This window comes from Pseudomonas sp. GW821-FHT01E10 (assembly GCF_059422365.1).
On sequence record NZ_JBWKWT010000001.1, the window covers coordinates 399,770 to 426,454 of the forward strand.

General features: G+C 61.4%; 23 protein-coding genes. 13 read left to right on the forward strand and 10 right to left on the reverse strand.

All coding sequences use genetic code 11. The annotated features are described in order from the left end of the window. Window positions 1–25 precede the first annotated feature (25 nt). The 4 genes from AC07V0_RS01860 to AC07V0_RS01875 are packed head-to-tail and all read right to left on the reverse strand — an operon-like array spanning window position 26 to window position 4,334. The gene (locus tag AC07V0_RS01860) at window positions 26–1,561 is read right to left on the reverse strand and encodes an amino acid ABC transporter permease/ATP-binding protein (RefSeq protein ID WP_086945619.1); all 1,536 of its coding nucleotides are present in this window, start codon (window positions 1,559–1,561) and stop codon (window positions 26–28) included. 49 nt (window positions 1,562–1,610) lie between these two features. Then, entirely contained in the window at window positions 1,611–2,408 is a 798-nt protein-coding gene (locus tag AC07V0_RS01865; protein ID WP_018928941.1) for a transporter substrate-binding domain-containing protein, read from the reverse strand. A 26-nt stretch (window positions 2,409–2,434) separates the two neighbouring features. Further along, the gene (locus AC07V0_RS01870; protein ID WP_192350314.1) at window positions 2,435–3,484 is read right to left on the reverse strand and encodes an isopenicillin N synthase family dioxygenase; all 1,050 of its coding nucleotides are present in this window, start codon (window positions 3,482–3,484) and stop codon (window positions 2,435–2,437) included. Further along, window positions 3,477–4,334: a sugar phosphate isomerase/epimerase family protein gene (locus tag AC07V0_RS01875; RefSeq protein ID WP_230139083.1), complete on the reverse strand. Its 858-nt coding sequence runs from the start codon at window positions 4,332–4,334 to the stop codon at window positions 3,477–3,479. The genes AC07V0_RS01870 and AC07V0_RS01875 overlap by 8 nt, the downstream gene beginning before the upstream one ends. A gap of 1,249 nt (window positions 4,335–5,583) precedes the next feature. Between AC07V0_RS01875 and AC07V0_RS01880 the strand changes: the two genes are divergently transcribed. From AC07V0_RS01880 to AC07V0_RS01890, 3 genes are all read left to right on the forward strand, one after another. Then, entirely contained in the window at window positions 5,584–6,150 is a 567-nt protein-coding gene (locus tag AC07V0_RS01880; protein WP_495019392.1) for a methyl-accepting chemotaxis protein, read from the forward strand. An 86-nt stretch (window positions 6,151–6,236) separates the two neighbouring features. Then, window positions 6,237–6,794, forward strand: coding sequence for a hypothetical protein (locus AC07V0_RS01885; protein ID WP_064621261.1), 558 nt, complete (start codon window positions 6,237–6,239; stop codon window positions 6,792–6,794). A 111-nt stretch (window positions 6,795–6,905) separates the two neighbouring features. Beyond that, the gene (locus AC07V0_RS01890) at window positions 6,906–7,724 is read left to right on the forward strand and encodes a DeoR/GlpR family DNA-binding transcription regulator (protein ID WP_018928936.1); all 819 of its coding nucleotides are present in this window, start codon (window positions 6,906–6,908) and stop codon (window positions 7,722–7,724) included. A gap of 4 nt (window positions 7,725–7,728) precedes the next feature. Here the strand turns inward: AC07V0_RS01890 and otnI are convergent, their stop codons facing one another. From otnI to AC07V0_RS01920, 6 genes are all read right to left on the reverse strand, one after another. Next, complete coding sequence (gene otnI / locus AC07V0_RS01895) at window positions 7,729–8,511, reverse strand: 2-oxo-tetronate isomerase (RefSeq protein ID WP_064617537.1); 783 nt, start codon at window positions 8,509–8,511, stop codon at window positions 7,729–7,731. A gap of 103 nt (window positions 8,512–8,614) precedes the next feature. Next, window positions 8,615–10,075, reverse strand: coding sequence for a GntP family transporter (locus AC07V0_RS01900; protein ID WP_018928934.1), 1,461 nt, complete (start codon window positions 10,073–10,075; stop codon window positions 8,615–8,617). A gap of 204 nt (window positions 10,076–10,279) precedes the next feature. Then, window positions 10,280–10,918 carry a 3-oxo-tetronate 4-phosphate decarboxylase gene (gene otnC / locus AC07V0_RS01905; RefSeq protein ID WP_007941469.1) on the reverse strand — a complete coding sequence of 213 codons (639 nt, stop codon included), beginning with the start codon at window positions 10,916–10,918 and terminating at the stop codon, window positions 10,280–10,282. Beyond that, window positions 10,915–12,213, reverse strand: coding sequence for a 3-oxo-tetronate kinase (otnK, locus tag AC07V0_RS01910; RefSeq protein WP_495019338.1), 1,299 nt, complete (start codon window positions 12,211–12,213; stop codon window positions 10,915–10,917). The genes otnC and otnK overlap by 4 nt, the downstream gene beginning before the upstream one ends. 10 nt (window positions 12,214–12,223) lie before the next feature. After that, window positions 12,224–13,129 (reverse strand): L-threonate dehydrogenase, encoded by a 906-nt coding sequence (gene ltnD / locus AC07V0_RS01915; protein ID WP_018928932.1) that lies wholly within the window; start codon window positions 13,127–13,129, stop codon window positions 12,224–12,226. 165 nt (window positions 13,130–13,294) lie between these two features. After that, window positions 13,295–13,627 carry a hypothetical protein gene (locus AC07V0_RS01920; RefSeq protein ID WP_018928931.1) on the reverse strand — a complete coding sequence of 111 codons (333 nt, stop codon included), beginning with the start codon at window positions 13,625–13,627 and terminating at the stop codon, window positions 13,295–13,297. 103 nt (window positions 13,628–13,730) lie between these two features. Here AC07V0_RS01920 and AC07V0_RS01925 point away from each other — a divergent pair, with 103 nt between their 5' ends. The 10 genes from AC07V0_RS01925 (at window position 13,731) to AC07V0_RS01970 (ending at window position 26,683) form a co-directional block, all read left to right on the forward strand. After that, window positions 13,731–15,617, forward strand: a complete 1,887-nt coding sequence (locus tag AC07V0_RS01925) for a 3-dehydroquinate synthase (RefSeq protein ID WP_495019339.1) — start codon at window positions 13,731–13,733, stop codon at window positions 15,615–15,617. Continuing rightward, complete coding sequence (locus AC07V0_RS01930) at window positions 15,614–16,504, forward strand: UbiA family prenyltransferase (protein ID WP_086945626.1); 891 nt, start codon at window positions 15,614–15,616, stop codon at window positions 16,502–16,504. Before AC07V0_RS01925 ends, AC07V0_RS01930 begins: the two co-directional genes overlap by 4 nt. After that, window positions 16,501–17,274: an EboA domain-containing protein gene (locus AC07V0_RS01935; protein ID WP_019651673.1), complete on the forward strand. Its 774-nt coding sequence runs from the start codon at window positions 16,501–16,503 to the stop codon at window positions 17,272–17,274. Before AC07V0_RS01930 ends, AC07V0_RS01935 begins: the two co-directional genes overlap by 4 nt. Window positions 17,275–17,310: 36 nt before the next feature. Then, window positions 17,311–18,195: a TatD family hydrolase gene (locus tag AC07V0_RS01940; RefSeq protein ID WP_064617525.1), complete on the forward strand. Its 885-nt coding sequence runs from the start codon at window positions 17,311–17,313 to the stop codon at window positions 18,193–18,195. Further along, a complete protein-coding gene (gene eboE / locus AC07V0_RS01945) occupies window positions 18,192–19,424 on the forward strand; it encodes a metabolite traffic protein EboE (RefSeq protein WP_086945627.1) in 1,233 nt (410 codons plus the stop codon). The genes AC07V0_RS01940 and eboE overlap by 4 nt, the downstream gene beginning before the upstream one ends. Further along, on the forward strand, window positions 19,414–20,859 hold the full coding sequence (locus tag AC07V0_RS01950) for an alkaline phosphatase family protein (protein WP_086945628.1): 1,446 nt from the start codon (window positions 19,414–19,416) through the stop codon (window positions 20,857–20,859). The genes eboE and AC07V0_RS01950 overlap by 11 nt, the downstream gene beginning before the upstream one ends. Further along, on the forward strand, window positions 20,838–21,977 hold the full coding sequence (locus AC07V0_RS01955) for a hypothetical protein (protein ID WP_019578685.1): 1,140 nt from the start codon (window positions 20,838–20,840) through the stop codon (window positions 21,975–21,977). The genes AC07V0_RS01950 and AC07V0_RS01955 overlap by 22 nt, the downstream gene beginning before the upstream one ends. 12 nt (window positions 21,978–21,989) lie before the next feature. Beyond that, window positions 21,990–24,374, forward strand: a complete 2,385-nt coding sequence (locus AC07V0_RS01960) for a hypothetical protein (RefSeq protein ID WP_086945630.1) — start codon at window positions 21,990–21,992, stop codon at window positions 24,372–24,374. A 61-nt stretch (window positions 24,375–24,435) separates the two neighbouring features. Next, window positions 24,436–25,353 carry a hypothetical protein gene (locus AC07V0_RS01965; RefSeq protein ID WP_028940750.1) on the forward strand — a complete coding sequence of 306 codons (918 nt, stop codon included), beginning with the start codon at window positions 24,436–24,438 and terminating at the stop codon, window positions 25,351–25,353. A 19-nt stretch (window positions 25,354–25,372) separates the two neighbouring features. Then, window positions 25,373–26,683 carry a hypothetical protein gene (locus tag AC07V0_RS01970; protein WP_086945631.1) on the forward strand — a complete coding sequence of 437 codons (1,311 nt, stop codon included), beginning with the start codon at window positions 25,373–25,375 and terminating at the stop codon, window positions 26,681–26,683. Window positions 26,684–26,685 lie beyond the last annotated feature (2 nt).

Here is a 26,685-nt window from a genome sequence, read left to right on the forward strand (position 1 = left end):
TCTGAGGGCACACGGCTAAACCCATTCAAGGCAGGCATCCCTCCTCCTCTGGCACCTGCAATCCCATGAACCGCCGCACTCTATGAGCCTCGGGCTGCTCGCGGATCGCCTGTGGCGAGGCATCCAGCTGAATGTGGCCGTTTTCCATGAAGATCACCCGGTCGGAAATCGACAGGGCAAAATCCATCTCGTGGGTGACAATCAGCAGGGTCATGCCTTCGCGGGCCAGGTGGCTGATGACCGTGAGTACTTCGCCGACCAGCTCCGGATCCAGCGCCGAGGTCGGTTCGTCGAACAGCAGGATATCCGGGTCCATGGCCATGGCCCGGGCAATCGCCACGCGTTGTTGCTGGCCGCCGGACAGTTGATGCGGATATTTGTGGACGTGTGCCAACAGGCCGACCTTGTCGAGTAACTGGCAGGCGCGTTGCTCGCTCAACACACGACCGACACCGTGATAACGGGGAGCGAGGCTGATGTTGTCCAGCAGTGTGCGGTGCGGGAACAGGTTGAAGCTCTGGAACACCATGCCGATGCGCCGTACGCCCTGACGAATCCGACGGCTATCCGGTTTGTCCCAGGCATTGATGAAGCCCTCGCCGAACAACAGGATTTCGCCCTGATCGATGCGCTCCAGGCCATTGACCGTACGAATCAGCGAAGTCTTGCCGGAGCCGGACGGGCCGATGATCGAAATCACCTGGCCACTTTGCACCTTCAGGTCGATGCCCTTGAGCACATGATGATCGCCGTAGCGTTTGTGCACGCCCTGCAGTTGCAGGGCCGGGGCGGCGCCTTTGGATGGGGGCTTGAGCTTGCTCGATAGCACAGGTGCCAGGCTGTCACGCAGCGCTTGTGTCGAGGCGCTGTCGAGGGTTTGCGGCGTCCGCAGGTTGAGGTCCAGGTAGTGTTCCAGACGCTGCAGGGCAAAGCCGAACAGCGTGACGATCAGCACGTAGTACACACCCACCGCCGCCAGGGTTTCCATTACCAGGAAGTTCTGCGCATACAGGCGCTGGCCGACGGTCAACAGTTCGGTCAATGAAATCACCGAGATCAACGAGGTCAGTTTGACCACCGTGATGTATTCGTTGATCAAGGTCGGCAGTGAGATACGAAATGCCTGGGGAATCACAATCAGCCGTTGCAGGCCGAGCAGGCCGATACCCAGGGCGCGGCCGGCTTCCTTCTGGCCCTTGGCGACCGAGATCAGCCCGCCACGATGAATTTCGGCCATGTAGGCGGCCTCAGTGACCACCAGCGCCAACAGGCCGGAATAGAACGGTACCGACAGCACCGGCCCGGCACCGGGCAGCAACTGCGGCAGGTTGTAGATGAAGACCACCAGCACCAGCAGCGGAATGCTGCGAAAGAACCAGACGTAGAGTGACGCCGGCAGGCGCAGCCAGGGCGAGCCGGACAGCTTGGCTGACGCCAGGACGAAGCCCAGCAACATCCCCAGGAACCAGGCCAGGGCGCTCAGTTCGATGACGGTCAGACTCGCCGCCCAGAAGTCAGTCTTGGAGAACAGCGAAATAAAGTAAGACCAGTCGAATTGCATAGACACCTCGTGCACGCCGCGCCCTCGACCGAGGGCGCGGCTTCAGCCATTACTCGGAGACCGGTTCCAGATCGTATTTTTTGAGAATGGCGGCGTACTCGCCGTTGGCTTTGCTGTCAGCCAGGGCCTTGACCAGCGCCTGATAGGTTGCCTCGGCGTCTTTCTTCACGTAGATGCCCAAGGTCTGCGGGTAAACCAGCTTCTGCGAGCTGACCACGACCCGCCCGTTGGTGCGCTGGGCGATCATGTGCGCGGCACCGGCGATTTCCACCTGGGCCTGGATGTTCTTCGACAGCAGCGCCTGCGTCACTTCGGGAGCCGAGGGGTATTCGTTGACGGTGATCGCGCCTTTGTTGTTCGGAACGCAGTAGTCGCTGGACAACTGGTTGAACTTGGCGACCCAGGTGGTGCCCTGCTCCAGGCCGATCTTCAGGCCGCACAAGTCCTCGGGAACCTGCGGGCTCAACTCACTGCCCTTGGGCACCATGATCGCCGCGCCGGTATTGGCGTAGGCGATAGTGCGGGCCTGGAGCTGGCGCTCGGGGGTGATGTACATGCCGGAAATGATCGCGTCGTAATGCCCGGCGTTGAGGCCGTTGATCAGATTAGGGAACTTGGTGTCGACGAAGTTGGCCTTGACGCTCATCGCCTTGGCCAGGGAGTGGGCCAACTCAGGATCAGAGCCGACCACATTCTTGTCAGCGTCGTAGGACTCGAACGGCGGGTAAGTGATTTCCATACCGACTTTCAACACACCGGGGGTCGCGGTGTTGGCGAAGGCAGCATGGGCGCAGAACAGGCCGGCGGCGAGCAGGCTCAGTTTGGTCAGGGCGTTGTGGCTTTTCATGGTGGGAAGCTCCGTGGGTTGTTTTTTTAGGAATGAGAGGTGGTGTTCTTCAGGTGGCCGAAACTCGATGGCTTTCGGGCCCGGGACGGCAACTCAAGCTCGCCGTTCTCCACGCGTTTGCGCAGGTACTGGTAGGTCTGTAAGGCCTGGCTCCACATGTGTTCGCCAATCGCCAGCGCCTCGTACTCCCGGTCATCCCTGGCGAAGGCCGGCAGCGGCTTGATCAGCGTGTGATAGTCGCAGGCGTAGAACAGCGGGAAGCTGTAGCGCTCCTGCGCGACCTTGCGCACCCGGTGGGCAGTGGCCACAAAGGCACCCGCGGTCATGACTTCCAGCATGTCGCCGATGTTCACCACGAACGCGTCGGGTAGTGGCGGCGCATCAATCCACTGCCCCTGATCATTGAGCACCTCCAGCCCCGGTTGATCGGCGTGCAGGATGGTGAAGCACTCGTAGTCGGTATGCGCGCCGATGCCCGGAGCGTCGACGACATCGGCGTCGAAGGGGTAATGGATCAGCCGCAATTTGGAGGGCGGGCGAGTCACCAGCGCGTCGAAGTACCCCTCCTCCAGCCCCAGGGCCAGGGCGAAGCCATCAAACAGCCGGCGGCCTAACGCGAACACCGCCTGATAGTAGTTCTGTACCGCGCTCTGGAAACCCGGCACGTCGGGCCAGTGGTTCGGCCCCAGCAGCGGTGTACGGTTGAGGAACAGCGGGTCATCCGCTGGCACTTCGAAGCCGATATCGAACGCTTCTTTGTGATCCGGCTTGCCCTTGGAATACACCTCCTCGCCTTCGGGCACGAACCCCTTGTGGCTTTCCGAGGCGCCGATGTAGTGGCGCATCTTGGCGTCCAGCGGTTGCGCAAAATAATCCCTGGCCGCCTGGCGCAGGCCCTCGATCAGCGCCGGATCGATGCCGTGCCCGGTGATGTACAGAAAGCCCACATCGCTGGCGGCGCGGCCCAGTTGCTCGGCCACGGCCAGGCGGTGCTCCAGTTCGATACTGAAGAGCCCGGCGATGTTCACCACCGGAATGCTGTTGAAGTTGGCTTGGGTTGGCGAGGTGTTACGCATGGCGGGCTCCTTCACGGGTGAAACGGTCGAAGTGTTCGCGCTCGGTCCGGGCCATCCACTGGTTCAAGGTCCAGAGGTCGGCCACCGGCATGTTGGTGAAGGGCAAGTGGTGCAGATAACCGTCGGCACCGAACTCCGGGGTCAAGGTGCTGACCGGGTAGCCACGTTCGCGCTGAGCGGTCCAGACGGCCTCCCAGTGGCGCTGATGGAACGCCAGTTCACGGGCATATTCCGGTGCGGCGGGATGGGGGACTTGCGGGCCTTGGTCGTAGCCGACCCGAGCCTGGATGTGATGCACGCGTTCGACGAAAGCCGAAAGATCGTCGGCCGGATCGTCCAGCAGTCGCTCACAGCACACCACCCAGTGGCTGACGTCACTGGTAAAACGCAGGCCCGGCAGTTGGCGGATCAGCTCCAGGGTCACCCAAGGGCTGTAAAGGGAACGGGCGCGATGCGTCTCGAAACTGCAGAACACGCCATGCCTGGCGGCCAGTTCCATGGCCTGGCCGAAAAATTCGACCTGCAATGCCTGCGGCCAGCGGTCGTTGCCTGCCAGCAGATTGACGAAACGTGGGGTCAGCTCCGAGGCCCAGCCCAGTTTGCGATCAATGTCGGCCAAGTGTTGGGTGGGCGTGGCGTTCTGGTCGGGCAATACATCGTAGGCACTGAACAGTGTGCAGATGTAGGGAACTTGATTACTGCGCAGGAAAGCGCCGAACTCGCCACGCTCATCGGCCTGCAGTGGCAGGCGCGCTTCGAGGCCATCAAAGCCGGCGGCGAGCAGTTCATCCAGGGCCTGTGCCTTGCTGGCGGTATAGCCCCATAACGTGCGGAAAATTTCTAGCTTCATGCATTCCTCTCGGCTGCGTCAGGCCACCCGCTATTGGGCTGGCGTTACTGGGCAGTCGAAAGAAGTTGCTGCGGGCCGCGGCTCTGATGGCAGCGGTCCCGTGTGACGAATCCTAAGGCTAGGGCGACAAGCGATTGAATAGGCTGCAGCAAATAGTTAGTTCAGAAATTCATGAACTAATTTGCGACGAAAATCCTGTAGGAGCGAGGCTTGCCCGCGAAGAATGCACCGCGGTTTTTCAGGTGTTACGCGTCATCGTTCTTCGCGGGCAAGTCGGATCGCCGCACCGCTCGCTCCTACAGGTTATGCGTCTTGACTTACTCGACCCAGAACAGAGCACGGCGGCTCTGCCATTCCCGCGACTGGTGCGTTGCTCGCCTGTGCGGCCTTCACAGCCCTGTAGCCATCAGATGCAATTCTCCTTCCACCGCGGGGTGACAGGCTGATCCGTTGTCGAACGCAAAGGCTGGCAAACAACTTGCTTAGGCTTTTGATCAGGCTTGAGCCATCAACACCGATGGTTTGGCAAACATCTCGGACAACGGCGTCCGCTCCCCTGCCCATTGCGGCAGGAGAGCGTGCGCCGTTTTTGCTTTCATCCCGGCATCAGAAGGAAATCCTCATGTCCGCTCAAGGAATGCACCCACCGGGTCACGCCATCGTTCATCTGCGCAGCGATGGCGGCACATCGCACCCGGCCGGCACATCATTCGCCAAAGCCTTGTTCGAACCTGGCAGAGCCCTGCTCGAACGCAGCAGGATCGGCTTCTGGCTACCGCTCGGAATAGCCCTCGGCGCCTGTGGTCTCGCACTGGCCGAACAGCCCGCAAGCGCATTGGCCCTGATACCTGGCGTGCTGTACCTGGGATGCGCCTGGCAGCTGCGCGAGCGTCATCAACGCCAGCTACAGATATTCTGGGACACGGAACTCGCACAACTGCTGCGCAGTTCCCGGGATGCCGACCCCGCGACGCTGCTGGTGACCGCCAGCTTGCAACTGCGCAACAACGAACGCTTGCGCAGCGAAGTGCAGTTCGCCAGCCGTGCCCTGGAGCAGATGGCCCAACAGGCCCGCGACCAGGGAGCGGAACAGAGCCAACGCATTGCCATGATCGCCGCCGCCAGCGAACAGATCGATCAGACCCTGCACAGCATCGATGCCTTGGCCAAGGGCGCGCTGGCAGCCTTCGCCAACGCTCACACCCAGAGCGAAACCGGTTGCCTGGAGGCGCGCTCAGTGGGTGACAGCATGCGCGCCATTCAGCACCGCCTGGGCAATACCGCGCATACCGTGGACGCGTTGCTGCAGCGCACGACCGCCGTGGAAAGCACGGTCAACAGCATTCAGGCATTGGCCAAACAGACCCAGTTGCTGGCGCTCAATGCCTCCATCGAGGCGGCCCGTGCCGGCGAGCACGGGCGCGGTTTCGCCGTGGTCGCCGATGAGGTCCGCAGCCTGGCCCAGGCCACCGACCGGGCGACCCATGAAATCACTACCGCCGCGACAGCGATCGCCATGGCCGTGCGCCAGGTGGATGGCGAGGTCAAGGAACACCGCGATCTGCTGGCCGCCGGGAGTGAACAGAGCGAGCAGCTCGCCGCCAACCTCGACGACCTGGCGCAACATAGCCAGAGCAATCTGCAACACCTCGGCGCCATGCAACAGGCGCTCAGCGAGCATCAGCTAGCCAATCATGCCCTCAGCGAACAGTTGCAACAGGTCAATGGCGCGGTACAGGAACAGAGCACGCAAACCAATGCGCTGCACGACCTGACCCGTTATCTCAACCAGCTCACCGTCGGAAGCCGCCCATGAATCCAGCACTCGCCACAGCATTCGACGATGGGCCATCCCGCCAAGTCCGTCTGCCACAGGGTGATACGGGACTAAGGCAGGCGCTGTTGCTCGGTCTCGACCTGCTGCAAGGACTACAGCAGCATCGCGGTCTCGGCGGACAAGTCACCCGCGAGGCGCAACAACGTTGCCAGGCATTGGGGCACGCGCTCGACCAACGCTGGAGGGAGTGGCCGTATTCCGCACAGTGCCAGGCCTGGGGCGCGTTACGTCGCGACCCGGCGGATTTCGATGGCCATTGCCGATTGCTGCAGGACCTGCTCGGCGCCATCCAGCACCTCGAACTGCAACGCTGTGCGCTCAGCCTGGCGCGCCCGAGCATCGCCGCGCGCTGCTGGGAACTTGAAGAGCTGGGACGACTGCGCGGGCTGTCGGTACGCGCCGCCGCCCATCGAAGTTGCCCATTGGAAATGCTGATTCAATTGCAGTACCTGCACGAACGCTTGCTCAAGCACGCTCCCCATTCGCTGCACACTGCGCTCGAACAACTGCAACGCTGCCTGATCGGGACAACCACCGTGTCCATCACCCCGGCGCAGTGCTACGCCCTCCTCACCCCATTGCTCGACGAACGCCTGGACGCTATCCGCCGGGATCTGGATTGAGGCTGCCGTCACCAGAACAGAGATCCGCAACAGCTCGTTCCTTTACCGTAGATTCGCTACTATGTTTGCACCGCTTTCCTTGTCGGCGGATTTCTTCACTCTGGAGCCCGAATGCCTAGTCAAAAGGACATCGCCGCCGAAAGCGGCGCACCGATGATTCCTGAACAGCGCCGTGAATTGATGCTGCGCCAATTGCGCAAGCATCAGGTGCTGAGCGTTCATCAGTTGATGGAAATGTTCGACTGCTCGCACATGACCATCCGCCGCGATATCGCGCTGCTTGAACAGGAAGGCCGTGCTTACTCGGTCACTGGCGGCGTGCGAATTGCCAGCCAGCTCCACAGCGAGCCCAGTCATCAGTTCAAGGCGGTGGTCGAGTTGCCGCAGAAGCAGGCGATGGCCAAGCTGGCCGCGCGGCTACTGCATGCCGATATGACGGTTTATCTGGATGCGGGGACCAGCACACTGGAAATCGTCCCGTACATCAAGGCGCTGTCGGGAATGACCGTGGTGACCAACGACTTCGGGATTGTCCAAGCGCTGATCGATGCGCCCCATGTCACGGTGATTCACACCGGCGGGCAACTGGATCATTCGAATCAATCGTGCGTGGGTGGGCTGGCGGTGGCCACCTTGCGTCAGATCGTCACCGATATCGCTTTCATTTCCACCAGCTCCTGGGATTTGCGTCGCGGCCTCACCACGCCGTCGGCGCTGAAGGTGGAGGTCAAGCAAGTCGCGATGCAATCGGCCTCGCAAGTGGTGCTGGTGGCCAGCAGTTCGAAGTACGGCACGTTCAGCATGTACCGGATCGCCGGGCTCGAGCAGTTCGACATCATCCTCAGCGACGACGCACTGACCCCTGCCGCGGCCGATAGCATCCGCAAGCAGGGTGTCGAACTGCTGTTGCCTTCCGATAACAACCTGTAAGGCGTTAGCGCGCCTTCCAGTCCCGCAGCCACTGCAAGCCGGCCGACGTGTTGCCACGGGGCCGGTATTCGCACCCTACCCAGCCGTCATAACCCAACTGGTCGATCAACTCGAACAGATAGGGATAGTTGACTTCGCCCAGGTCCGGCTCATGTCGATCCGGTACGCCGGCGATCTGGATATGACCGATGCCGGCGAAATCCCGACGCAGTTTAGTGGCCAGGTCACCTTCGACGATCTGGCAGTGGTAGCAATCGAACTGAACCTTCAGGTTACTGGCGCCCACTTCCTTGCAGATGGCCTGGGCCTGATCCTGGCGGTTGAGGAAAAAGCCCGGCATGTCGCGCGTGTTGATCGGTTCCAGCAGCACGGTGACACCGACCTTGGCGGCCTGCGCGGTGGCGTAGGCCAGGTTCTCCAGGTACGCGCCGTGATGCCGTGGTCGATCGTTTTCCGACGGCAGCAGCCCGGCCATCACATGGATGCGTGAGTTGCCCAGGACGGCGGCGTATTCCAGTGCGCGATCGAAACCGCTGCGAAATTCACTCTCCCGGCCCGGCAACGATACCGTGCCCCGCTCGCCTGCCGCCCAATCGCCGGGCGGTGCGTTGAACAGCGCCTGCACCAGGCCGTTATCGCTCAAGCGCTGTTTGAGTTCCTGGGCGCTGTAGTCGTAGGGGAACAGGTATTCCACCGCTTCAAAACCATCGGCGGCCGCGGCGGCGAAACGATCCAGAAACTCATGTTCCGGGTAGAGCATGCTGAGGTTGGCAGCAAAACGAGGCATGGTAGCTCCTATGTATGTTTTTTGTAGGAGCCAGGCTTGCCGGCGAAGGCGCTCTTAAAGACGCCTTCGCCGGCAAGCCTGGCTACTACAAGTCGACAGTTCGTTAGACAAACGGCCAGATCAGCAAGGTAATACCGAAACCCAGCGTGCCGAGCAAGGTGGTCAGCACGGTCCAGGTACGCAGGCCATCGGCCACGTTCAGCCCGGACAGTTTGGTGAAGATCCAGTAACCAGCGTCATTGATGTGGGACATGGCCAACCCGCCACCGCCCATGGCCAGGCACAGCAGCGCCATGTGATTCGCGGTGAGGTTGAGGGTCGCGATCAGCGGGCTGATGATGCCGGCGGTGGTCACCAGCGCCACCGTGGTCGAGCCCTGGACCGCACGCAACAGCATGGTCAGCAGAAAGCCCAGCGCGAGCACCGGCAGACCGGTGGTGCGCAACAAATCGGAGACCACCGCGCCGATGCCGGTATCCACCAGCACCTTGCCGAACACACCGCCGGCACCGGCAATCAGAATCACCATGGCCACACCTGGCAAGGCCGAACCGATCACGTCAGACACCTGGGTACGACTCCAGCCCCGACGCGAACCCAACAACCAGGCACACAGTAAGGTGTCGATCAGCAGCGCCACCAATGGCGCACCGAGCACGGTCATGATGCCGCGCAGGACCGAGTCGGCAGGCAGCAACGAGTTGGACAGTGTTCCCAGCAGAATCAGAATGATCGGTAGCGCGATCAGGCTGACGATCATGCCAAAACCCGGCGCGGGTGCCGGCGGCAACTTGGAAACGATCGCGCTGGTGGACTCTTCCAGGCCCATGTGCGACGCGGCCACGGCAGCTCGTTCAGCGCTCTTACCGTTGCCATTGGCCCAGGCGACCAGGTCTTCGTTGGTGACATGCGGGCCATAGACTTCGGCGCGGATATCGTCGGTCATCGGGTACACCCGACGGGTCATGCGCCCGGCCACGCGGTAACCGACATAGCAGAGGAACGCGGTGATCGGCAGACCGAACATCAGCACGCGACCGAGGTCGGCACCCAACTGACTGGCAGCGGCCACCGCGCCGGGGTGTGGCGGCAGGAAGGCGTGTACGGTCAGCAACGCAGCACACATCGGCAGCGCAAACACCAACAGTGGCTTGCGTGCACTGCGGGCAACGCCATAGGCCAGCGGCATCAGGATGATCACACCGACCTCGAAGAACACCGGCACCCCGACCATGAACCCGGCAATCGTCAGCGCCAGCGGCGTGCGTCGATTGCCGAAACGGCTGATCAGCGTCTTGGCCAGCGCCTCGGCACCACCGGAGAGCTCGATGATCCGCCCGATCATCGCGCCCAGGGCAATGATGATCGCGATGTGGCCTAAGGTCTTGCCCATGCCGCCTTCGATGGTGGCGACCAGGTCGGCCGGTTTCACCCCGGCCACCAGCGCCACCAGAATGCTCACCAGCATCAACGCCACGAACGGCTGGAACTTGTACTTGAGCACCAAAAACAACAACAGAGCGATCCCTAGCCCCGCGGTAACCATCAGGATTAACGGGCTCATTTCACAAGCCCTCCGCGCCGGGTGAACACAAGGGTGCTGCAACCGGGTCTGAAAATGCCGCAGTGAAGATGAGTCATGCCTGGATGTCCTCTTGTTATTGTATTTTTCAGGCAAGCCGGGGTTGCGGGAGCCGTTGCGCGTCTCCCGAACGGGGCCTGCTTTATCGGTCTTTCGTGTTCTATCGTTTGAAGAAAAGTCAGCGCCCTACCAGTGCACACCGAAAGCCGCTCGCAGCTCGTCCAGTGCTGCCTGATCGAGCGGTTCGGGCTTGGGATTGCTCATCAGCCACAACCGCGCGGTTTCTTCGAGCTCCTCCAGGGCGTAGCTGGCTCTGGACACCGAACTCTCCCAGACCACCGGCCCCAGCCGTTCGAGCATCACGCCGCGAACACTGTTGGCCAGTTGTGCGACCTGTTCGGCCACCTTTGGCGAGCCGGGACGCTGGTAGCTGATCAACGGGATATGCCCGACTTTCATCACCTGATAGGGCGTCAATGGCGGCAGGATGTCGTTCGGCTGCCAGACACCTGCCAACGTCAACGCCACCAGATGAGTGGAATGGGTATGCACCACACCACCGACACTCGGGTTGCGGTCGTAGACCTGGCGATGCAACGCCAATGTCTTCGACGGCTTGTCGCCAGACACCCATTCGCCAGCCAGATTGACCTTGGCGATGGTCGCCGGATCGAGGCGGCCGAGGCAGACATCGGTCGGCGTGATCAGCCAGCCATCGTCCAGCCGTGCGCTGATATTGCCGGCGCTGCCGACGGTGTAACCGCGCTCATACAGGCTGCGGCCAACGTCGCAGATTTCTTCGCGCAGGGCGTTTTCATTACTCATTGCGCACCTCCGGTCTGGGCCAGTTGCTTCAGCGCTTTGCTGAAGAAATCCCGACCACCGAAGTTGCCCGATTTGAGCGCCAGGGCCAGAGGCTCATCGGTGCTGCTGACGGTTGCCGGCACACCCGGATCAATCTGCGCGCCAATTTGCAGCAGTTGTACGCCCAGCGCCTGAACCACCGCGCCCGAAGTTTCACCGCCGGCGATCACGAAGCGCCGCACGCCGCTCTGACGCAAGCCTTGGGCAATTTCGCCAAAGGCGTTTTCCACCAGACTGCCGGCCTGTTCGACGCCGAGCTGCTGCTGCACGGCCTTGACCTCGTCCGGTGCGCTGGTGGCGTAGATCAATACGGTTTGTTCATTGTTCTTGGCGAAGGCCAGAGCCTGGGCCACCACGGGTTCGCCAGCCGCCAGGGCCAACGGATCGATCCGCAGCGCGGGTCGACCGGCTTCTAGCCAGTCTGCGACTTGGCCATTGGTGGCGATCGAAGCGCTACCGGCCAACACCACTTCACCACCGGCCACCGCCGGGAGTTTCGAGGCATCGAGGTCGCGCAGTTTACCGGCACGACGGAAGTTTTCTGGCAAGCCCAGGGCCAGCCCCGAGCCGCCAGTCAACAACGGCAAGTCGGCACAGGCGGTGCCAAGGGTGTACAGATCCTGATCCGACAAGGCATCGGCAATCGCCATACCGATACCTTGAGCCCGCAGTTCGGCGATGCGCCCGCGTACCTTTTCGGCGCCTTGGGCAATGGTGTCGTAGCGCAACAGGCCGACGTTCAGACGGGTCTGCGACTGCAGCACCCGCACCAGGTTGGCATCGGTCATCGGCGTCAGCGGGTGATGCTGCATGCCCGACTCGCTGAGCAGTTGATCCTGGACGAACAAGTGACCGCGAAAGATCGTCCGGCCATTCTCCGGGAACGCCGGGCACGCCAGGGTGAAGTCGCTGCCCAGCGCCGCCAGCAGTGCTTCACTGACCTGGCCGATATTGCCGGCCGCGGTGGAATCGAACGTCGAGCAGTACTTGAAGAAAATCTGCTCGCAGCCTTGCTCACGCAACCAGGCCAGCGCGGCAAGGGATTGCTCGACCGCTTCGGCGACTGGAATGGTGCGTGACTTGAGGGCGATGACGATCGCATCGGCATCGAGCCCGGCCGCCACTTCGCTGCTCGGAATGCCAATGCTTTGCACGGTGCGCATACCGCCGCGCACCAGCATGTTGGCCAGGTCCGTGGCACCGGTGAAATCGTCGGCGATGCAGCCCAGCAATGGGCGTGCAGGGGTAGTGTTCATTGGGTGTTCCTCAAACCGGCTCGGTCTTGGCAGTCGGCAACTCGATGCCGGGGAAAATCTTGATTACTGCCGAGTCGTCCTCACGCCCGAAGCCGGCACTGGAAGCCTGCATGAACATCTGGTGGGCGGTGGCCGACAGCGGCAGCGGGAATTTGCTGGCCCGTGCGGTATCCAGCACCAGGCCCAGGTCCTTGACGAAAATATCCACCGCGGACAATGGCGTGTAATCAGCCTTGAGAATGTGCGGCACGCGGTTTTCGAACATCCAGGAATTACCGGCGCTGTGGGTGATCACTTCGTAAAGCGCGTCGGCATCGACCCCTTCACGCAGGCCCAGCGCCATGGCTTCGGCAGAGGCCGCGATGTGCACACCGGCGAGCAACTGGTTGATGATCTTGACCTTCGAACCCAGGCCATGGCTGTCGCCCAGGCGATAAACCTTGCCGGCCATGCCTGCCAGGACGGCTTCGGCCTTGGCGTAAGCGTCGGCCGGGCCGGACGTCATCATGGTCATTTCACCGGCAGCCGCCTTGGCTGCGCCACCGGAGATCGGGGCATCCAGATACAGCAAGCCCTGGGCGGTCAGGCGCTGGCCCAGGTCGACAGCGTAGGTCGGGGCCACGGTGGCACAACCGATCACCAGGCTGCCCGGGCGCAACGCAGCGACGGCGCCACCCTCGCCAAACAATACGGTTTCGGTCTGCTCGGCGTTCACCACCACGGTAATGATCACGTCGCACGCCGCGGCCATCTGCGCGGGCGAAGAGCACGCCACGCCGCCCTCCCCGGCAAACTGTTCAGTCACCTGCGCACGCACATCACAGGCATGCACATTGAAACCACTGCGCAACAGTGAGCGGGCAATGCCCAACCCCATCGCGCCCAGACCGACAACACCGACATTCTTGTTATTCATGGGGTACTCCTGAGGGAAGCAACGGCCTGTTCCACGCCGGTAAAGCGCAGGCGGCGGGCCGCGATGTAGAGATGGGCACCGGCGGCATGGCCAGCGGATCGCCCAACACAGTGGCAGCTACGATCGCTTGGCACTGGTTGAGCAGATAATCCATCAATGAACAGATTATGTGAAGTATTTTTTTAAAATAACATTTTTTAACATCGACTCAGATGCATCGATAGCCGCGACGCGCTTTTTTGTAGCAGCTGTCGAGCTCGCGAGGCTGCGTTCGGCTGCGCAGCAGTCGTAAAACCAGAACTCGCGGTGCATCAGGCAAACCACGTCAGCCGGATTCACGACGGCTGCGCCGCCGAACGCAGCCTCGCAGGCTCGACAGCTGCTACGGGTCGCGTTCACGCAGGTGAAAAAAGTCAGATCGCCATCAGGCCGCCTTGCAAAAACACCACGACCGTCTAAGTTCAGAACTATCTCTACAGGCGTAACCAAACCGTACATAAACCAGCCCTTCAGGCGAGAGAACCTATCGATCCAATACCAACCAGACGCTGCTTTTAATTACTGACACGGAATCAGTCATAAAAATAAAGAGGGATGCTTGATGAAGCGCAGCCATGGGTATCGTGCGTTCTCGCAACGGGGGCCTGCCGGTCATTTCTGGATTTCATTGCTTTGCTTCTCAGGCTTGGTGATCGCCAGCTTTCTGTTGTTCGAACAACAGATCCAGGACTTCCTGACCCATCTCAACTTGTACCAGCCTTCCACTCCCACCCAAAAACTCAACCTGGCCCTGCTGCTGATCGCCCTGCTCGCGCTGGACGTGGTGCTGCCGGTGCCTTCGAGCATGGTCGCGCTGCTGGCCGTGGCCATGCTCGGCGCTGTTGGCGGCTACCTGGTGATTTTCGTGGGGCTGTGCCTGGGGGCCGGACTGGGGTATGCGCTGGGGGCGGGCTATTTTCGGCTGCTGTCCGGCCGCCTGGGCCTGCATCAGCGCCAGCCGGGGCAACTGGCATACAAGCTGGGCACGCTGTCGTTGATCTGCCTGCGCGGCGTGCCGGTATTGGCCGAAACCTCGGTGGTGGCCGCCGGGATGCAACGTTATCCGCTGCCCGCGTTCGTGTTAGTGACCACCCTGGCCAATGCCGGTCTGGCACTGGCCTACAGCGCCATCGGCATCTACCTCGTCGAGCAGAACGCGCTGCTGGTGACCCTGCTCGCCAGCATGGTGTTGCCCGGGCTGTTTATCGCCGGGTACAGCCTGTTCAAAACCTTGCGCAAGCAAAACGCCGAGCATTACCTGCACGGGCGTTTCGAGGTCCGTTACGACTACCCGGTGGTGTTCACCGATCACCTGTTCGAGCCGTCTAATCCGTGTCTGCACCGCCAGCTCACCGCAAGACTCACCCCACAGCACCGGGGCCCGGTGACGGTGCTGGTGTTCGCCGATGAACAACTGCTGCAAAGCGCCCCGCACCTGCTGGAACAGATCGACGCCTACTTTGCCGCCCATGCGGCGGACCTGCATTTGCAGGCCGCGCCGATTGCAGTGCCGGCCGGCGAACTGAGCAAGGATTCACAGGTGTTGCAGCAGCTTTACACCGATATGCTGCAGCATGGGCTGGACCGGCATTGCTATGTGCTGGCCCTGGGCGGCGGTGCGGTGCTGGATGCGGTGGGCTACGCCTGCGCCACTTTCCACCGTGGCATTCGCCTGATCCGCATCCCGAGCACCGTGCTGGCGCAGAACGACGCGGGCATCGGAGTGAAAAACGGCATCAATGCCTTCGGCCAGAAGAACCTGCTGGGCGCCTTCTACCCCGCCACCGCGGTAATCAACGACTTCCAGCTGCTGACCAGCCTGACTCGCCGCGACCAGATCGCCGGGCTGGCCGAGGCGGTAAAAGTGGCGCTGATCAAAGACCAGCCCTTCTTCCAATGGATGGAACAACAGGCCGACGCCCTCGCCCACTTCGATCACTCGGCCAGCCGCTATGCCATTCGCCGCTGCGCCGAACTGCACCTGGCACACATCACCGGTGCCGGCGACCCCTTCGAGCGCGGTAACGGACGGCCACTGGATTACGGGCATTGGGCCGCGCACAAACTGGAAAACCTCAGCCAGCACCGACTGCGCCATGGTGAAGCCGTGGCGGTGGGCATGGCCCTGGATGGGCTCTATGCCAATGCCCTGGGGTTGTTGAGCGATGCCGACACCGAACGGCTGCTGAACCTGTTGCTCAAGCTCGGCTTCAGCCTGAGCCCGCCGGAACTGACCTTGAAAGATGCACAGGGACGCTCGCTGGTTCTGCTCGGTCTGGAGGAATTCCGCCAGCACCTGGGCGGGCAACTCTCCATCCCCATGCTCAGCCGGATCGGCGAGTCGGTGGACCTGCACGAGATCGATGCCGCGCGGATGGAACAGGCGCTGCAACGGCTGTCGACCCGCATCGATCCGGCGCTCACCCTCAGCGAGGGCTGCGCGCAATGAGCCAGACACCACTGAACCTGAAAACCTGGATGACCCTCGGCCGGGTATCCAACCTGCCCACCGTGTGGACCAACACCTTGGCCGCCGCCCTGCTCGCCAGCAGCGCTGGTGCCCTGGCGCCGCCGTCGTCGCTGGTGTGGATCCTGCTGTTGGCCGCGCTGTCGTTGCTGTATCTGGCCGGCATGTTATTGAACGACCTGCTGGACGCCGACTGGGACCAACAGCACCACAATCCCCGCCCTATCACGTTGGGTCTGGTCAGCCGCCAGCAAGTGGGGCTGGCTACTGCGCTGTTGCTGATACTGGCTGCGGCCTCGGTATTGGGCCTGAGCCGGTTGATCGATCAACCGCACTGGTTGCTGGGTAGCGCCACCCTGCTGGTGGGCTGCATCCTCGGCTACAACTTGCTGCACAAGAAATACGCCCACAGCGTCTGGCTGATGGGCGCCTGCCGCTCGGCCCTCTACCTGACGGCGGCGGCCAGCCTGGCGGTGCCGCCGGAGCCGATCTGGCTGTGCGCCATGTTGCTTGGCGTCTACATCAGCGGCCTGACCTACCTGGCTCGTCAGGAGCACAACAACCAGTTGCTCAGCCGCCTGCCTCTACTGCTGATGTTGAGCCCGCTGGCGCTGGCGATCTATTCCGACAACGCCTGGTTCTGGCCGGTGCTGCTGCTCTGGCTTGGCTGGCTGGGCTGGCATTACTGGCACCACTTGGCCAACCCGCAGCAACGGCAAGTCCGTGCCTTTATCGGCGCTGGCCTGGCGGCTCTGCCACTGTTTGATGCCCTGGTGCTGGCTGTGGCCAACCAGCCGCTGGGCAGCCTGTTATGCGTTCTGGTGTTTTTCCTGCTTCCACACTTCCAGCGCTGGATCAAACCGACATGAACATGGACGTCACTGCATCGCCATCGGCGGCTCTCGAAATACGCCACGACTGCCTCGCCGAACAACACCAGGCCCTCACCCAACAGCTCGATGACACCGAGCTGCAGTGGTGGCGCCAGGCCCAGGAGCAGCTTGCCCAACGCCCGGACGGCAATACCGCGGCGCTGTTGAGCAGCCAGTGCAAGCGCAACCTCAAGGAGCAATCGCTGCCCCACAGTCCCGACTGGAGCAGTGTCCAACTGGCGCGGGCATTGTTGCTGGCTCAGGTCCTGGAGCAACAGCCCCTCGCAGGGCAACTGCCGTTGCTGCGCCAACTGTTCCTGTGGGGTGACGATCAAGAAAAAATCGCCACCCTGAAGGCCCTCGACTGGCTCGACAGTCGCGGGCTTTGCGTGGAACTGGCGCTGCAGGCCGGGCGTACCAGTAACAGCCAGGTGTTCGCCGCCCTCGCGCTCGACACCCTTTACCCATCGCGCCATTACAGCGAACGGGCCTTCCATCAATTGGTGCTGAAGGCGCTGGGCATGGGGCTCGATATACGACGCCTGATCGGCCTGACCCAACGACACAGCGTCACCCTCAACCAGCTGGCCCTCGACCTGCTGGACGAACAGCTCGCCGCCGAACGAACGGTGTCCGCCGGGCTGCCCCGAGTGATTGCCTTCGACCTGCTCAGCCCGGCGCAACACCAGCGCCTGGCCGGCCTGAGTCAGCAGCAACGCTTGCCGCCTGAGTGGCATGAGTACTTGGCCGGCACCTCACAGAACTGACACTCAACGACTCCTTTTCCTTGACGAGGATTTACCATGCTCAAGTACTTCGACCCGCATATTCATATGGTCAGCCGCACCACCGATGACTACCAGAACATGGCCGCCGCCGGCATCACCGGGGTGATCGAACCGGCCTTCTGGCAGGGTCAGGCCAGGACCAGCGTCGGCAGTTTCATCGACTATTTCGACACCCTGTTGGGCTGGGAGCGCTTTCGCGCCAGCATGTTCGGCATTCATCATTTCTGCACCATCGGCCTCAACCCCAAGGAGGCCAATGACCTGTCGGTGGCCAATGAAGTGCTGGAGATTCTGCCGCGCTACCTGGTGAAAGACGGCGTCGTGGCGGTCGGCGAAATCGGCTACGACGACATCACCCCGGAGGAAGATCGCTTCCTCGCCGCTCAGCTGGAGCTGGCCAGACAATTCAATTTGCCGGTGCTGGTGCACACCCCGCACCGCGACAAGATCGGTGGCACCAAACGCACCCTGGCGGTGATTCGCGAAGTCGGGATTGCCGAGCACCTGGTGATCATCGACCACCTCAACGAACTGACCCTGCCGCTGGTGCTGGACAGCGACTGCTGGCGCGGCCATTCGATCTACCCCAACACCAAGATGTCGGAACAGCGCATGGTCGCCCTGTTGCAGCAGTACGGCACCGAGAAAATGGTGGTCAACAGCGCCGCCGACTGGGGCATCAGCGATCCGCTCAAGGTGCCGAAAACAGGCGAAGCGATGCTGGCTGCCGGCTTCAGCGAAAGCCAGGTCGAACAGGTGCTGTTCCACAACCCCGTGGACTTTTTTGCCCAAAGCGGCCAACTGGACAAGACCCTGGTCAGCACCCCGCTGCCCATCGACCAGCGTCGGCAGTGGCAGGAGAACTCTGCCCTGCGTGGCCAGGAACCGGTGATCAAATGAGTGCCGGCACGGGTTGGGCTGCCGCGCAGGTCGGTTATTGCAGCAATGTGCACCCGACCCGTGACCTGGCGGGACTACGGTCATCCATCGAATGGCATTTCCGGGGTGTGCGCACCCTGCGCGGCCTGAACGAGCAAGACAGTGGGCTGTGGATCAGCGCCCTCGCCGCGGCCGAACTACAGCAGGCGTCAGCTCGCGCGGACTTCCTCAGCCTGCTGCAACGCAGCGGGCTGCGGCTGACTTCACTTAACGGCTTTCCCTATGGCCAATTTCATCAAGGCGCGGTGAAAGCCGACGTCTATTTGCCCAACTGGACTGATCCGAAACGGCTGGCGTACAGCCTGAATCTGGCCCGAATCCTGGCACACGCCCTGCCGTCGGATTGCCCCCAAGGCGTGATTTCCACCGTACCGCTGGGCTATGCCGCCGACTGGAACCCGCGGCGACAGCAGCGTGCCGAACATCTGCTGCGCCAACTCACGGCTTCACTGGCCAGGCTGCATCGGGAGACGGGCAAGAAGATCGTGTTCTGCCTGGAGATGGAGCCGGACTGTGTGCTGGAAAACACCGACCAGGCCATCGCCTTCTTCCACCGCTACCAAGCCAGCGATCCGCACCATGACTATCTGGCGCTGTGTTTTGATGTCTGCCATCAGGCTGTGGTTTTCGAACACTGCTATCAGTCGCTGGAAAAGCTGCGCCAGGCCCGGGTGCCTGTCGGCAAGATCCAATTGTCCAACGCGCTGATTTGTCGCCTGCCCGCTGAAGACCACAGCCGGCGCGAACATGTGCTCAAGACCTTGAGCGACTTCGCCGAAACCACCTACCTGCATCAAGTCAAAGCCCGAGATGCGCAGGCGCGGTTATCGGGCTGGGCCGACCTGCCCGCCGCCCTCGACGATTGCGCCAATAACCTGGGGCAGTACCCCGAACTGCGGATTCATTTCCACATCCCGCTGTTCAGCGAACACTTGCTGCTGCCTGAGCTCAGCGGCAGCCAGATCGCGCTGTCGCAGACTTTCGACTTTCTCGCAGACCATGGGGATTTTCGTCCCGTGCTGGAAGTGGAAACCTACAGCTGGGGCGTCCTGCCCGCGCAACTGCGACCCAACACCGAGCACGCCCAACTGCAGGGAATCGCCGCAGAACTGCACTGGGTCGAAGAACAACTGCGCCAGCGTCAATTGCTACAACCCCAAGTGCGGGAGGCGTACGCCGATGCCCTCTGATCACCCGCGTCAACCGCTGCTGCTGATCAACGTGGTCGGGCTGACCCCCGCGCTGCTGGGGCCGGCAACGCCGCACATCAATGCCCTGCTGAAAACCGCAAAAATGGCCAGCCTGCAACCAGTGTTTCCGGCCGTCACATCGACGGTGCAGGCGTCGATTCTCACCGGCCTGTCGCCGTCGGAACACGGCATCGTCGGCAATGGCTGGTATTTTCGCGACCAGGCCGAAGTGCGATTCTGGCTGCAACCCAACGCACTGATCCAGGGAGAAAAGGTCTGGCAGGCGCTCAAGCGTGAGCTCCCCGGGTTCCGCTGCAGCCAGTTGTTCTGGTGGTACAACATGTATGCGGACGTGGATGCGGCCATCACCCCACGCCCGCACTACCCGGCCGATGGCCGCAAGATGTTCGGCCTGTATTCGTCACCGGCCTCGTTGCATGAGCGTATCGAGCAGCAGATCGGTGAATTTCCGTTTCCGGGTTTCTGGGGTCCGGCGGCCGGCATCGCATCGAGCCGCTGGATCGTCGACTGCGCCATCGCCGAGTTCCAGATTGATCGACCCGATCTGCAATTGGTTTACCTGCCGCATCTCGACTACTGCCTGCAGCGACTGGGCCCCGATCATCCGTCGATTGCCGACGAGGTGCGGGCCATCGACAGTGAAGTGGGTCGCCTGCTGGCCTTTGCCCAGGAGCAAGGTGCGGCGGTGATGCTGTTGTCCGAATATGGGATCGAAGCGGTACAGCAATCCGTATCGATTAACCGGCTGTTGCGCTCGGAAGGCTTGTTGCAGGTGCGCCAGTCGCTGACCTGGGAGTTGCTCGACCCCGGCGCCAGCGCGGCCTTTGCCGTGGCCGATCATCAGATCGCGCACATCTACGTGAAACAGGCGCAAGACATTCCTCGCGTCAAAGCGCTGCTGCAGCGCCAGCCCGGCATCGAGCAGGTGCTGGATAAAGCCGAACAACGGGCCTGGCAACTGGATCATCCGCGCAGCGGCGAGCTGGTGACCGTGGCCGCGCCGGGTTACTGGTTCGATTACTACTACTGGCTCGACGATCGCAAGGCACCCGACTTTGCCCGCACCGTGGACATCCATCGCAAGCCCGGCTACGACCCGCTGGAACTGTTCATCGACCCGGCCATTCGCTTCCCCAAATTGAAAGTGGCGCGCCGCCTGCTGCAGAAAAAGCTCGGCTTTCGCTACTACATGGACCTGATTCCGCTGGACACCCGCCTGGTCCGTGGCAGCCATGGTCGCCTGCCCGACAGCGAGAACACCGGCCCGCTGCTCATCACCAATTGCGATCTGCCGTTGCCCCAGCGCCTTGCGGCCACGGCAGTGAAGCAACTGCTCCTGGAACACTTCCTGGGGCATTCACACACCGACCCGGCCAATGCCAAGGAGCTTCCATGCGGCGAGCCATTTCTATAACAGTTCTGAGTGCCTTGGCCGGTTTGGCTCAGGCACAGGACACCAACAACTTCAACTGCAGCAACTTCCTGCAATTTGGAATCAGTGCCGACCAGACCCGTACGGCGTTCAACAAGCACCCCGAGACCATGGCCTGGAACTGGTTCGTCTGCCTGAACCAGCCCGACGCCCAGGGTTACAACCGCGTGTGGGAGTCGTTCAAGCCTTCCGACCAGGTCTACCTGGCCAATGGCGTCAACCCTGGCTCGTATGACAGCCGCATGAAGCCGCCGGACGAGGTGCTCAAGCAAGCCAAGGCCCTGGGGCTGGACGCGAACCGTCTGCTGCACAACCTCAATGCCACGCAGCAGGTCGACGGGATGAGCCTGGAAATGGGCGGTACCGTCGTGCCTGAGGCACAGCGAGGCCAAGTCGTGCGCTTTCAACTGCTGATGTCCCAGGACACTTATAACTACATCGTCAAGAACAATGTCTACAACGTAGATGGCCAGGAGGCCCTGACGAGCAACCTGAACTTTCCCGCCACGGCCTGGGAATTGAAAGCCGCCTGGCTGTGGATCGGCGCGGACATGGACTACAAGAAGAAGCTGGAGAACGACGGCTACTACACCGCCCAGGCCTATTACCAGCAGGGCACCGACTACAGGGTCGGCTATGCGGCGTTGAGTGGCTTGCATGTGGTCAACAAACTGGACTCCAGCTGGGTCTGGACCACCTTCGAGAACGTCAACAACAGAAAGTACACCGTGACCAAGGGCCACCCGCCCCGGCCGATGACAAACAGCACCGGACCGACATCGGATGCCATACCGGTCAATACGCAGTTCCAGGCCAACAACCCGACGCTGTCGAAATACGAGTTGATCGGCGTGGAATATCAACCCAAGACCCAGGTGCTGGCGAACTCGCAGCTGGAATCGGCGTTCCAGGACACCTCATCCTGCCTGGCCTGCCACGGCACCGCCGCCTACTCGAAGACCGACGGTTACTTCAATTTCGCCATCCCGACCCAGGGCGGTCTCACCTACCCCACTACACCGCTGCCGGACAAAGACTTCAACGGCTACAAAAAACTGGATTTTGTCTGGTCGCTGAAACGCGCCCAGTGGAAACGCTAAGGAGAGCACGACATGAGCGTATTGAATTTTCCCCGCATCTACCTCAACGGCCAGATGTTCTGGAACCCGCCAACAGCCAACAACAACGACATGTTCCCGCTGTATGACGCGGTGAACACGGACATCAACTGGTCGTTCATGACGCACTTCGGCATCGACCGGAACAATGCTCCCGACACCCTGATGCCATGGGCCATCTCGACGCAGTACATGGCTGGCATGCCGACCTATGTACAGCAGGTGCCAAACAATATCAATCCGAAGCATGACCCGTACATGCCCGCCGAATGGGATCTGTTTGGCGACAACGGTTGCGGCCTGGTGAACTACGGGAAAACCAAGTCGACCGTTATCGGCGGCGAAGTGCAGCCCAATAGCTACATCGATAAGGATGCACTGATCGGCGCGCAATACCACTTGCTCGGCAGCCCCTTGGGCAGCAATACCCCGACCGCGGCGCGCTTCGTGGATATCAGCCCATGGCAGAACACCTTCACGGCGCTGTACTTCGACAAACTGGTGTTAGGGGACGCGAACTGCGGCCTGACCCTCAACCGCAAGTACCGGATGATGGACCGTTTCCTGAACTTCAGTTGGGGAGCCCTGGGTGGCCTGGTGAACGTCAGCACCACCTGGCAGACCTGCTTCCCCAAGGAGAATCTGGAATGGGCGCTCGGCAACTCGTCCCTGCTGGCCAACCTGAAGCAGCAGATGGAGCAGCAAGGGGCACAGGGCCTGATGTTCCGCTTTTGCGTCTACCTGACCTGCTATGACAAGAACGGGATATTCAACGATTACCCACAGCGCCTCGACACCCGTTCCAACAACCCGAACGTCATGGCGAAAGTGCGTGACCTCTACAGAAAGGGCTTGGACAACGTCAACGAGATTTTCTTCAATCCTGCCTACAGCCGCACCTCGGCGGTCCTGGGGCTGTGGTTCGCCGGTGAATACCCCACCGCGCCCGCCGGAAGGCGACTGGTGGCCAATGAGGCGGTGTCGATGAGCCAGCTGTATTCCCAGGAGACACAACAAGTCAAGTTGGGGGTGATTTCGGCACAGATCAACGACTACACCCTGTCACTTGACCTGGGCAATACCTTTCCGAGCTATCCCGTGGATGCCACGGCTGATATCCCCGTCCCGGAAAAATTCAATGCCGGTACCTACCATTTGGGTGCCGAGAAGGATGGAACATTCAAGCCGGCGGTCATCTTGAACTTCGCGGACTATCGGCAGTCGGCCTTCAACCAGCGCTCGGGTATCCTCGATGTTCCCCTCGATGACTATACCAAGGGTGTATTGGAATCCGGTCCCCTGATTCTACGTCGGTTGGGCCTGTACAGCGCTCCCCAGACCGTCGCCGCCACCCAGCAGACATGGACCGCCGAGGTGATCGAAAGCGGCAGCTTCATCGACGTCGGCGACTACAAGAAGCTGACCATCATGGTGCAGAACAATGGCCAGCCGGCCGCCAACACGACACTGTGGGTGGCCGAGTACAACAACCCCTACATGGTGACCAGCAGCGACTACTACCTGGCATTCAGCAACGCCGCCGACTTCACGCTGTTCTACGACAACCCGGCGGACCGCAGCAAGAACACGGCCGGTCTGCCGCAGTTCACCGACGCACCCTCGGTCGGCCTCTACCGCAGCACTGGCAGCGGCCGCCGACTGACGGACCTGCAGGACGTGCCTGAACCTTCTGGAACCCCAGTCGGTTATCAAGAGTTCCTCACTGTTTCCGGTAAACCGGTCGCGGTGAACCTGCGCCCCTGCCTGACCCTGGACAAGCCCATCGGTCGCACCGGTACGCTGAACGACGAGAAGGGCAACTCCGTCAATTACACCTATGCCGTCATCACCACCAACGCCCAAGGTATCGCTCAGATAGGCTGCAAGGCAGTCGCGCCAGGCTTCCCCACCCTGCGCTTCTTCGTGAAGGAAGGCGATAAGGATCCGACCATCCCCTTCAGCTTCCCGCTCTCCGAGGCCTACGTCGACTTCCTTGCCCCGCTGCGGGTCCTGCCGCTGGACATGAAGTTGCAACAGGACTTCATCGACACCTGGAACGGCATGTGCACCTCCACGCAAGCTCCGGAAGAAATATGGAACACGTTCATCTTTCCAAAGGTGCTGCAGTCGTTCTATTACCTCTACCCCATCATGAACAAGTACATGCCCCTTGATTCACGCACGCGGGTGGAGGGCGCCGTCGACCAGTTACTCATATTGATCAACAAGGACAACCAGGACGAAAGCACCCTGGCCATGCCGATCACCCGAGACCTGTCGCAAAGCCGCCGCGCCGTGCTGCAGCTGTGGGCCAAACGCCTGGTGAAACTCAACTTCCCACCCAGGAAACTCTCCATGAGCGACTACAACGACCTTTGACGTTTCACGCCGGATTACCGGGTGGCGAGTCCGCCACCCGGCACTTCACAGGAGGTGTCCCATGAAAATCATCTTGGACCGGTTGTTGCTGCTGATCCTGCTGCTCAGCCCGCCTGTTTTCGCCCAGGACAGCGAGGCCATCTACTTCAGCATGGGGGTGCACAACAACCTGGGGTGTAACGAAAAGAACGGCAACTGCATCGCCAAGCGTTCCGTGGGCGAGCCTTCCGATCCATTTTTCCCGGCCTACTGGATCAGCGACTGGACCATGTACCGGGTGATGCACAACTACGAGAAAAACCCGCCGCCCTACAGCAATCCACCCACCACCCTGACCCCGGCGGACTACACCGTCTCTCGCGGCACCAGTTACTACGACACCGCCTACATCCCGCCGGATGGCGACGGCTTCGGCGCGATGATGGAACACTACGAGAAATACTGCCTGCCGATCTTCCCGATCAAGAACAACAACTACACCTGCTCCTTCGTGTCGCTGGGCAACAAGGCCTACTTCCTGACCTATCCCCAGGACCGTCCCAAGGACATGCCGGCCTGCTGCATGTTCTCGCCGATGAACCACCCACCACGGCAGGATTTCATCAAGCACCTGCCCTACAGTGCCGCGCGCAGCCAGAACCTCAATGGCAGCGTGCAAGCCTATGCCCTGGATGTCGACTCGCCACAAGGCCCGATCCTGTTCGGCTACGCCTTCTACAAGAACGTCACGGGACAACCGCCCTACCGGCATCCGCAATCGTTCTATTTCTCCGGTGATGCCAGCGTCGCCAACGCCCCCATCGTCAGCCAGAACTACACCAACTTCCGCATCGCCAAACCGGACCCGGCCCAGACCTGGGCGCAAGTGGCCGCCATGTGCCCGGCGAATCCGCCGCCCTGCCAATTGTTCGAGCCACCGGCGTCACAGAGCAACGGCCAAAAGGCGCAGTGGAACAAGCTCATGCAACGCAAACCCTGAATAACGACGAAGGATCGCCATGAAAACCACATTCCGTTTCTGCGTGATGTTAGTGGGCCTGGCCAGTCTGCCGGCCTTGATCCTGGAGCAGGCCCTGGCCCGAGAACAGGCCATGCCGTCGACGCAGGCCAGTAACCTGAGTTGCCAACCCCCCAGCACCGCGCCGGTCGCCACCGCCAGTCAGGACCAGTTCGATCAATACAGCTGGCAGATGTTCATCGCTTTGAACTGGCCCGCACAGGATGGGCAACGAGGTGATCCCGACTGCGCCAAACAGCTTGGGGATCCCGGCTACACCGTTTGGCAAACCTACAAGACCGTGGAGGAAATCTTTCTGCCGAGGGGTGCCAATCCTGGCCCGTGGAATACCCCGCAGACCGCCAAAAGCCTGGGCATCATCAACATCGCCGCGCTGAAGAACAGCACCCAGGTGAATGCCGTCGACCAGGCCGTCGGCGGCTGGCTGATCGACCAGGCAGGTAACCCGACCTACTACGACATCTCGGCCAACGAGACGTCCTACGACTACATCGTCAACAACAACTTCTATAACGCCGACGTCGTTTCCAAAGCCAATAACATCAACTTCCCCAATGGGGTCATCGAGGTCAAGTCGAGCTGGCGCATCCTCACCCCCAACGACAATGCCAGCCACTACCTGACCATGCTGGCGCGCGTAGCCACGTTCAACGACCAGGGCCAGCGCAGCGGTGTCACCGAGGCCTACCTGGGCCTGGTGGGCCTGCACATCATCACCAAGGTCAATGGCTATCCACAGTGGATCTGGTCGACCTTCGAGCAGATCGACAACGTTCCGCCCAAGGAGCTGGTGCACGGTCAGTGGGTCGATCAGCCGACACCCGGCACAACCTACTCCTACTTCAACCCCACCGCGCCCCTCGTCAGCCTCAACCAGTCACCCTGCGACTGGCAGACTCAGGGCGGACAACTGGTCTGCGTGCCCAAACCCGGCACCACGTTCCAGACCCCGAACCCGCTGAACCGGGTCACCCCGATTGCCGAGATCACCAACGGGGTAAACACCAATTACCGCACCAACCCGGACGTGCAAAAAAGCGTGTTGAAGTACTACCAGCTCATCACCACCCAGCGTCCGCTGATGCCGGACAACCCCAGCAATCCACTGGGCCAGCCGACCCCGTCGCTCTCGGCCAACGTCACCATGGAGAGCTACATCCAGCCCAACAGCAGCTGCATGAATTGCCACTCCATGGCGACACCGGTCAAAAGTCCCTACAAGGCCGATTTCTCCTACATGTTCAAATTCGCCAACGCGCCTGTCGGCAAAACCACCAAGGACGAGGAATAGAT

Bases quoted from the DNA above. Each gene is read 5' to 3' on its own strand.
- AC07V0_RS01860 (WP_086945619.1), bottom strand. From the start codon at position 1,561: ATGCAATTCGACTGGTCTTACTTTATTTCGCTGTTCTCCAAGACTGAC.
- AC07V0_RS01865 (WP_018928941.1), bottom strand. From the start codon at position 2,408: ATGAAAAGCCACAACGCCCTGACCAAACTGAGCCTGCTCGCCGCCGGC.
- AC07V0_RS01870 (WP_192350314.1), bottom strand. From the start codon at position 3,484: ATGCGTAACACCTCGCCAACCCAAGCCAACTTCAACAGCATTCCGGTG.
- AC07V0_RS01875 (WP_230139083.1), bottom strand. From the start codon at position 4,334: ATGAAGCTAGAAATTTTCCGCACGTTATGGGGCTATACCGCCAGCAAG.
- AC07V0_RS01880 (WP_495019392.1), top strand. From the start codon at position 5,584: ATGCGCGCCATTCAGCACCGCCTGGGCAATACCGCGCATACCGTGGAC.
- AC07V0_RS01890 (WP_018928936.1), top strand. From the start codon at position 6,906: ATGCCTAGTCAAAAGGACATCGCCGCCGAAAGCGGCGCACCGATGATT.
- otnI (WP_064617537.1), bottom strand. From the start codon at position 8,511: ATGCCTCGTTTTGCTGCCAACCTCAGCATGCTCTACCCGGAACATGAG.
- AC07V0_RS01900 (WP_018928934.1), bottom strand. From the start codon at position 10,075: ATGAGCCCGTTAATCCTGATGGTTACCGCGGGGCTAGGGATCGCTCTG.
- otnC (WP_007941469.1), bottom strand. From the start codon at position 10,918: ATGAGTAATGAAAACGCCCTGCGCGAAGAAATCTGCGACGTTGGCCGC.
- otnK (WP_495019338.1), bottom strand. From the start codon at position 12,213: ATGAACACTACCCCTGCACGCCCATTGCTGGGCTGCATCGCCGACGAT.
- ltnD (WP_018928932.1), bottom strand. From the start codon at position 13,129: ATGAATAACAAGAATGTCGGTGTTGTCGGTCTGGGCGCGATGGGGTTG.
- AC07V0_RS01920 (WP_018928931.1), bottom strand. From the start codon at position 13,627: ATGTACGGTTTGGTTACGCCTGTAGAGATAGTTCTGAACTTAGACGGT.
- AC07V0_RS01925 (WP_495019339.1), top strand. From the start codon at position 13,731: ATGAAGCGCAGCCATGGGTATCGTGCGTTCTCGCAACGGGGGCCTGCC.
- AC07V0_RS01930 (WP_086945626.1), top strand. From the start codon at position 15,614: ATGAGCCAGACACCACTGAACCTGAAAACCTGGATGACCCTCGGCCGG.
- AC07V0_RS01935 (WP_019651673.1), top strand. From the start codon at position 16,501: ATGAACATGGACGTCACTGCATCGCCATCGGCGGCTCTCGAAATACGC.
- AC07V0_RS01940 (WP_064617525.1), top strand. From the start codon at position 17,311: ATGCTCAAGTACTTCGACCCGCATATTCATATGGTCAGCCGCACCACC.
- eboE (WP_086945627.1), top strand. From the start codon at position 18,192: ATGAGTGCCGGCACGGGTTGGGCTGCCGCGCAGGTCGGTTATTGCAGC.
- AC07V0_RS01950 (WP_086945628.1), top strand. From the start codon at position 19,414: ATGCCCTCTGATCACCCGCGTCAACCGCTGCTGCTGATCAACGTGGTC.
- AC07V0_RS01955 (WP_019578685.1), top strand. From the start codon at position 20,838: ATGCGGCGAGCCATTTCTATAACAGTTCTGAGTGCCTTGGCCGGTTTG.
- AC07V0_RS01960 (WP_086945630.1), top strand. From the start codon at position 21,990: ATGAGCGTATTGAATTTTCCCCGCATCTACCTCAACGGCCAGATGTTC.
- AC07V0_RS01965 (WP_028940750.1), top strand. From the start codon at position 24,436: ATGAAAATCATCTTGGACCGGTTGTTGCTGCTGATCCTGCTGCTCAGC.
- AC07V0_RS01970 (WP_086945631.1), top strand. From the start codon at position 25,373: ATGAAAACCACATTCCGTTTCTGCGTGATGTTAGTGGGCCTGGCCAGT.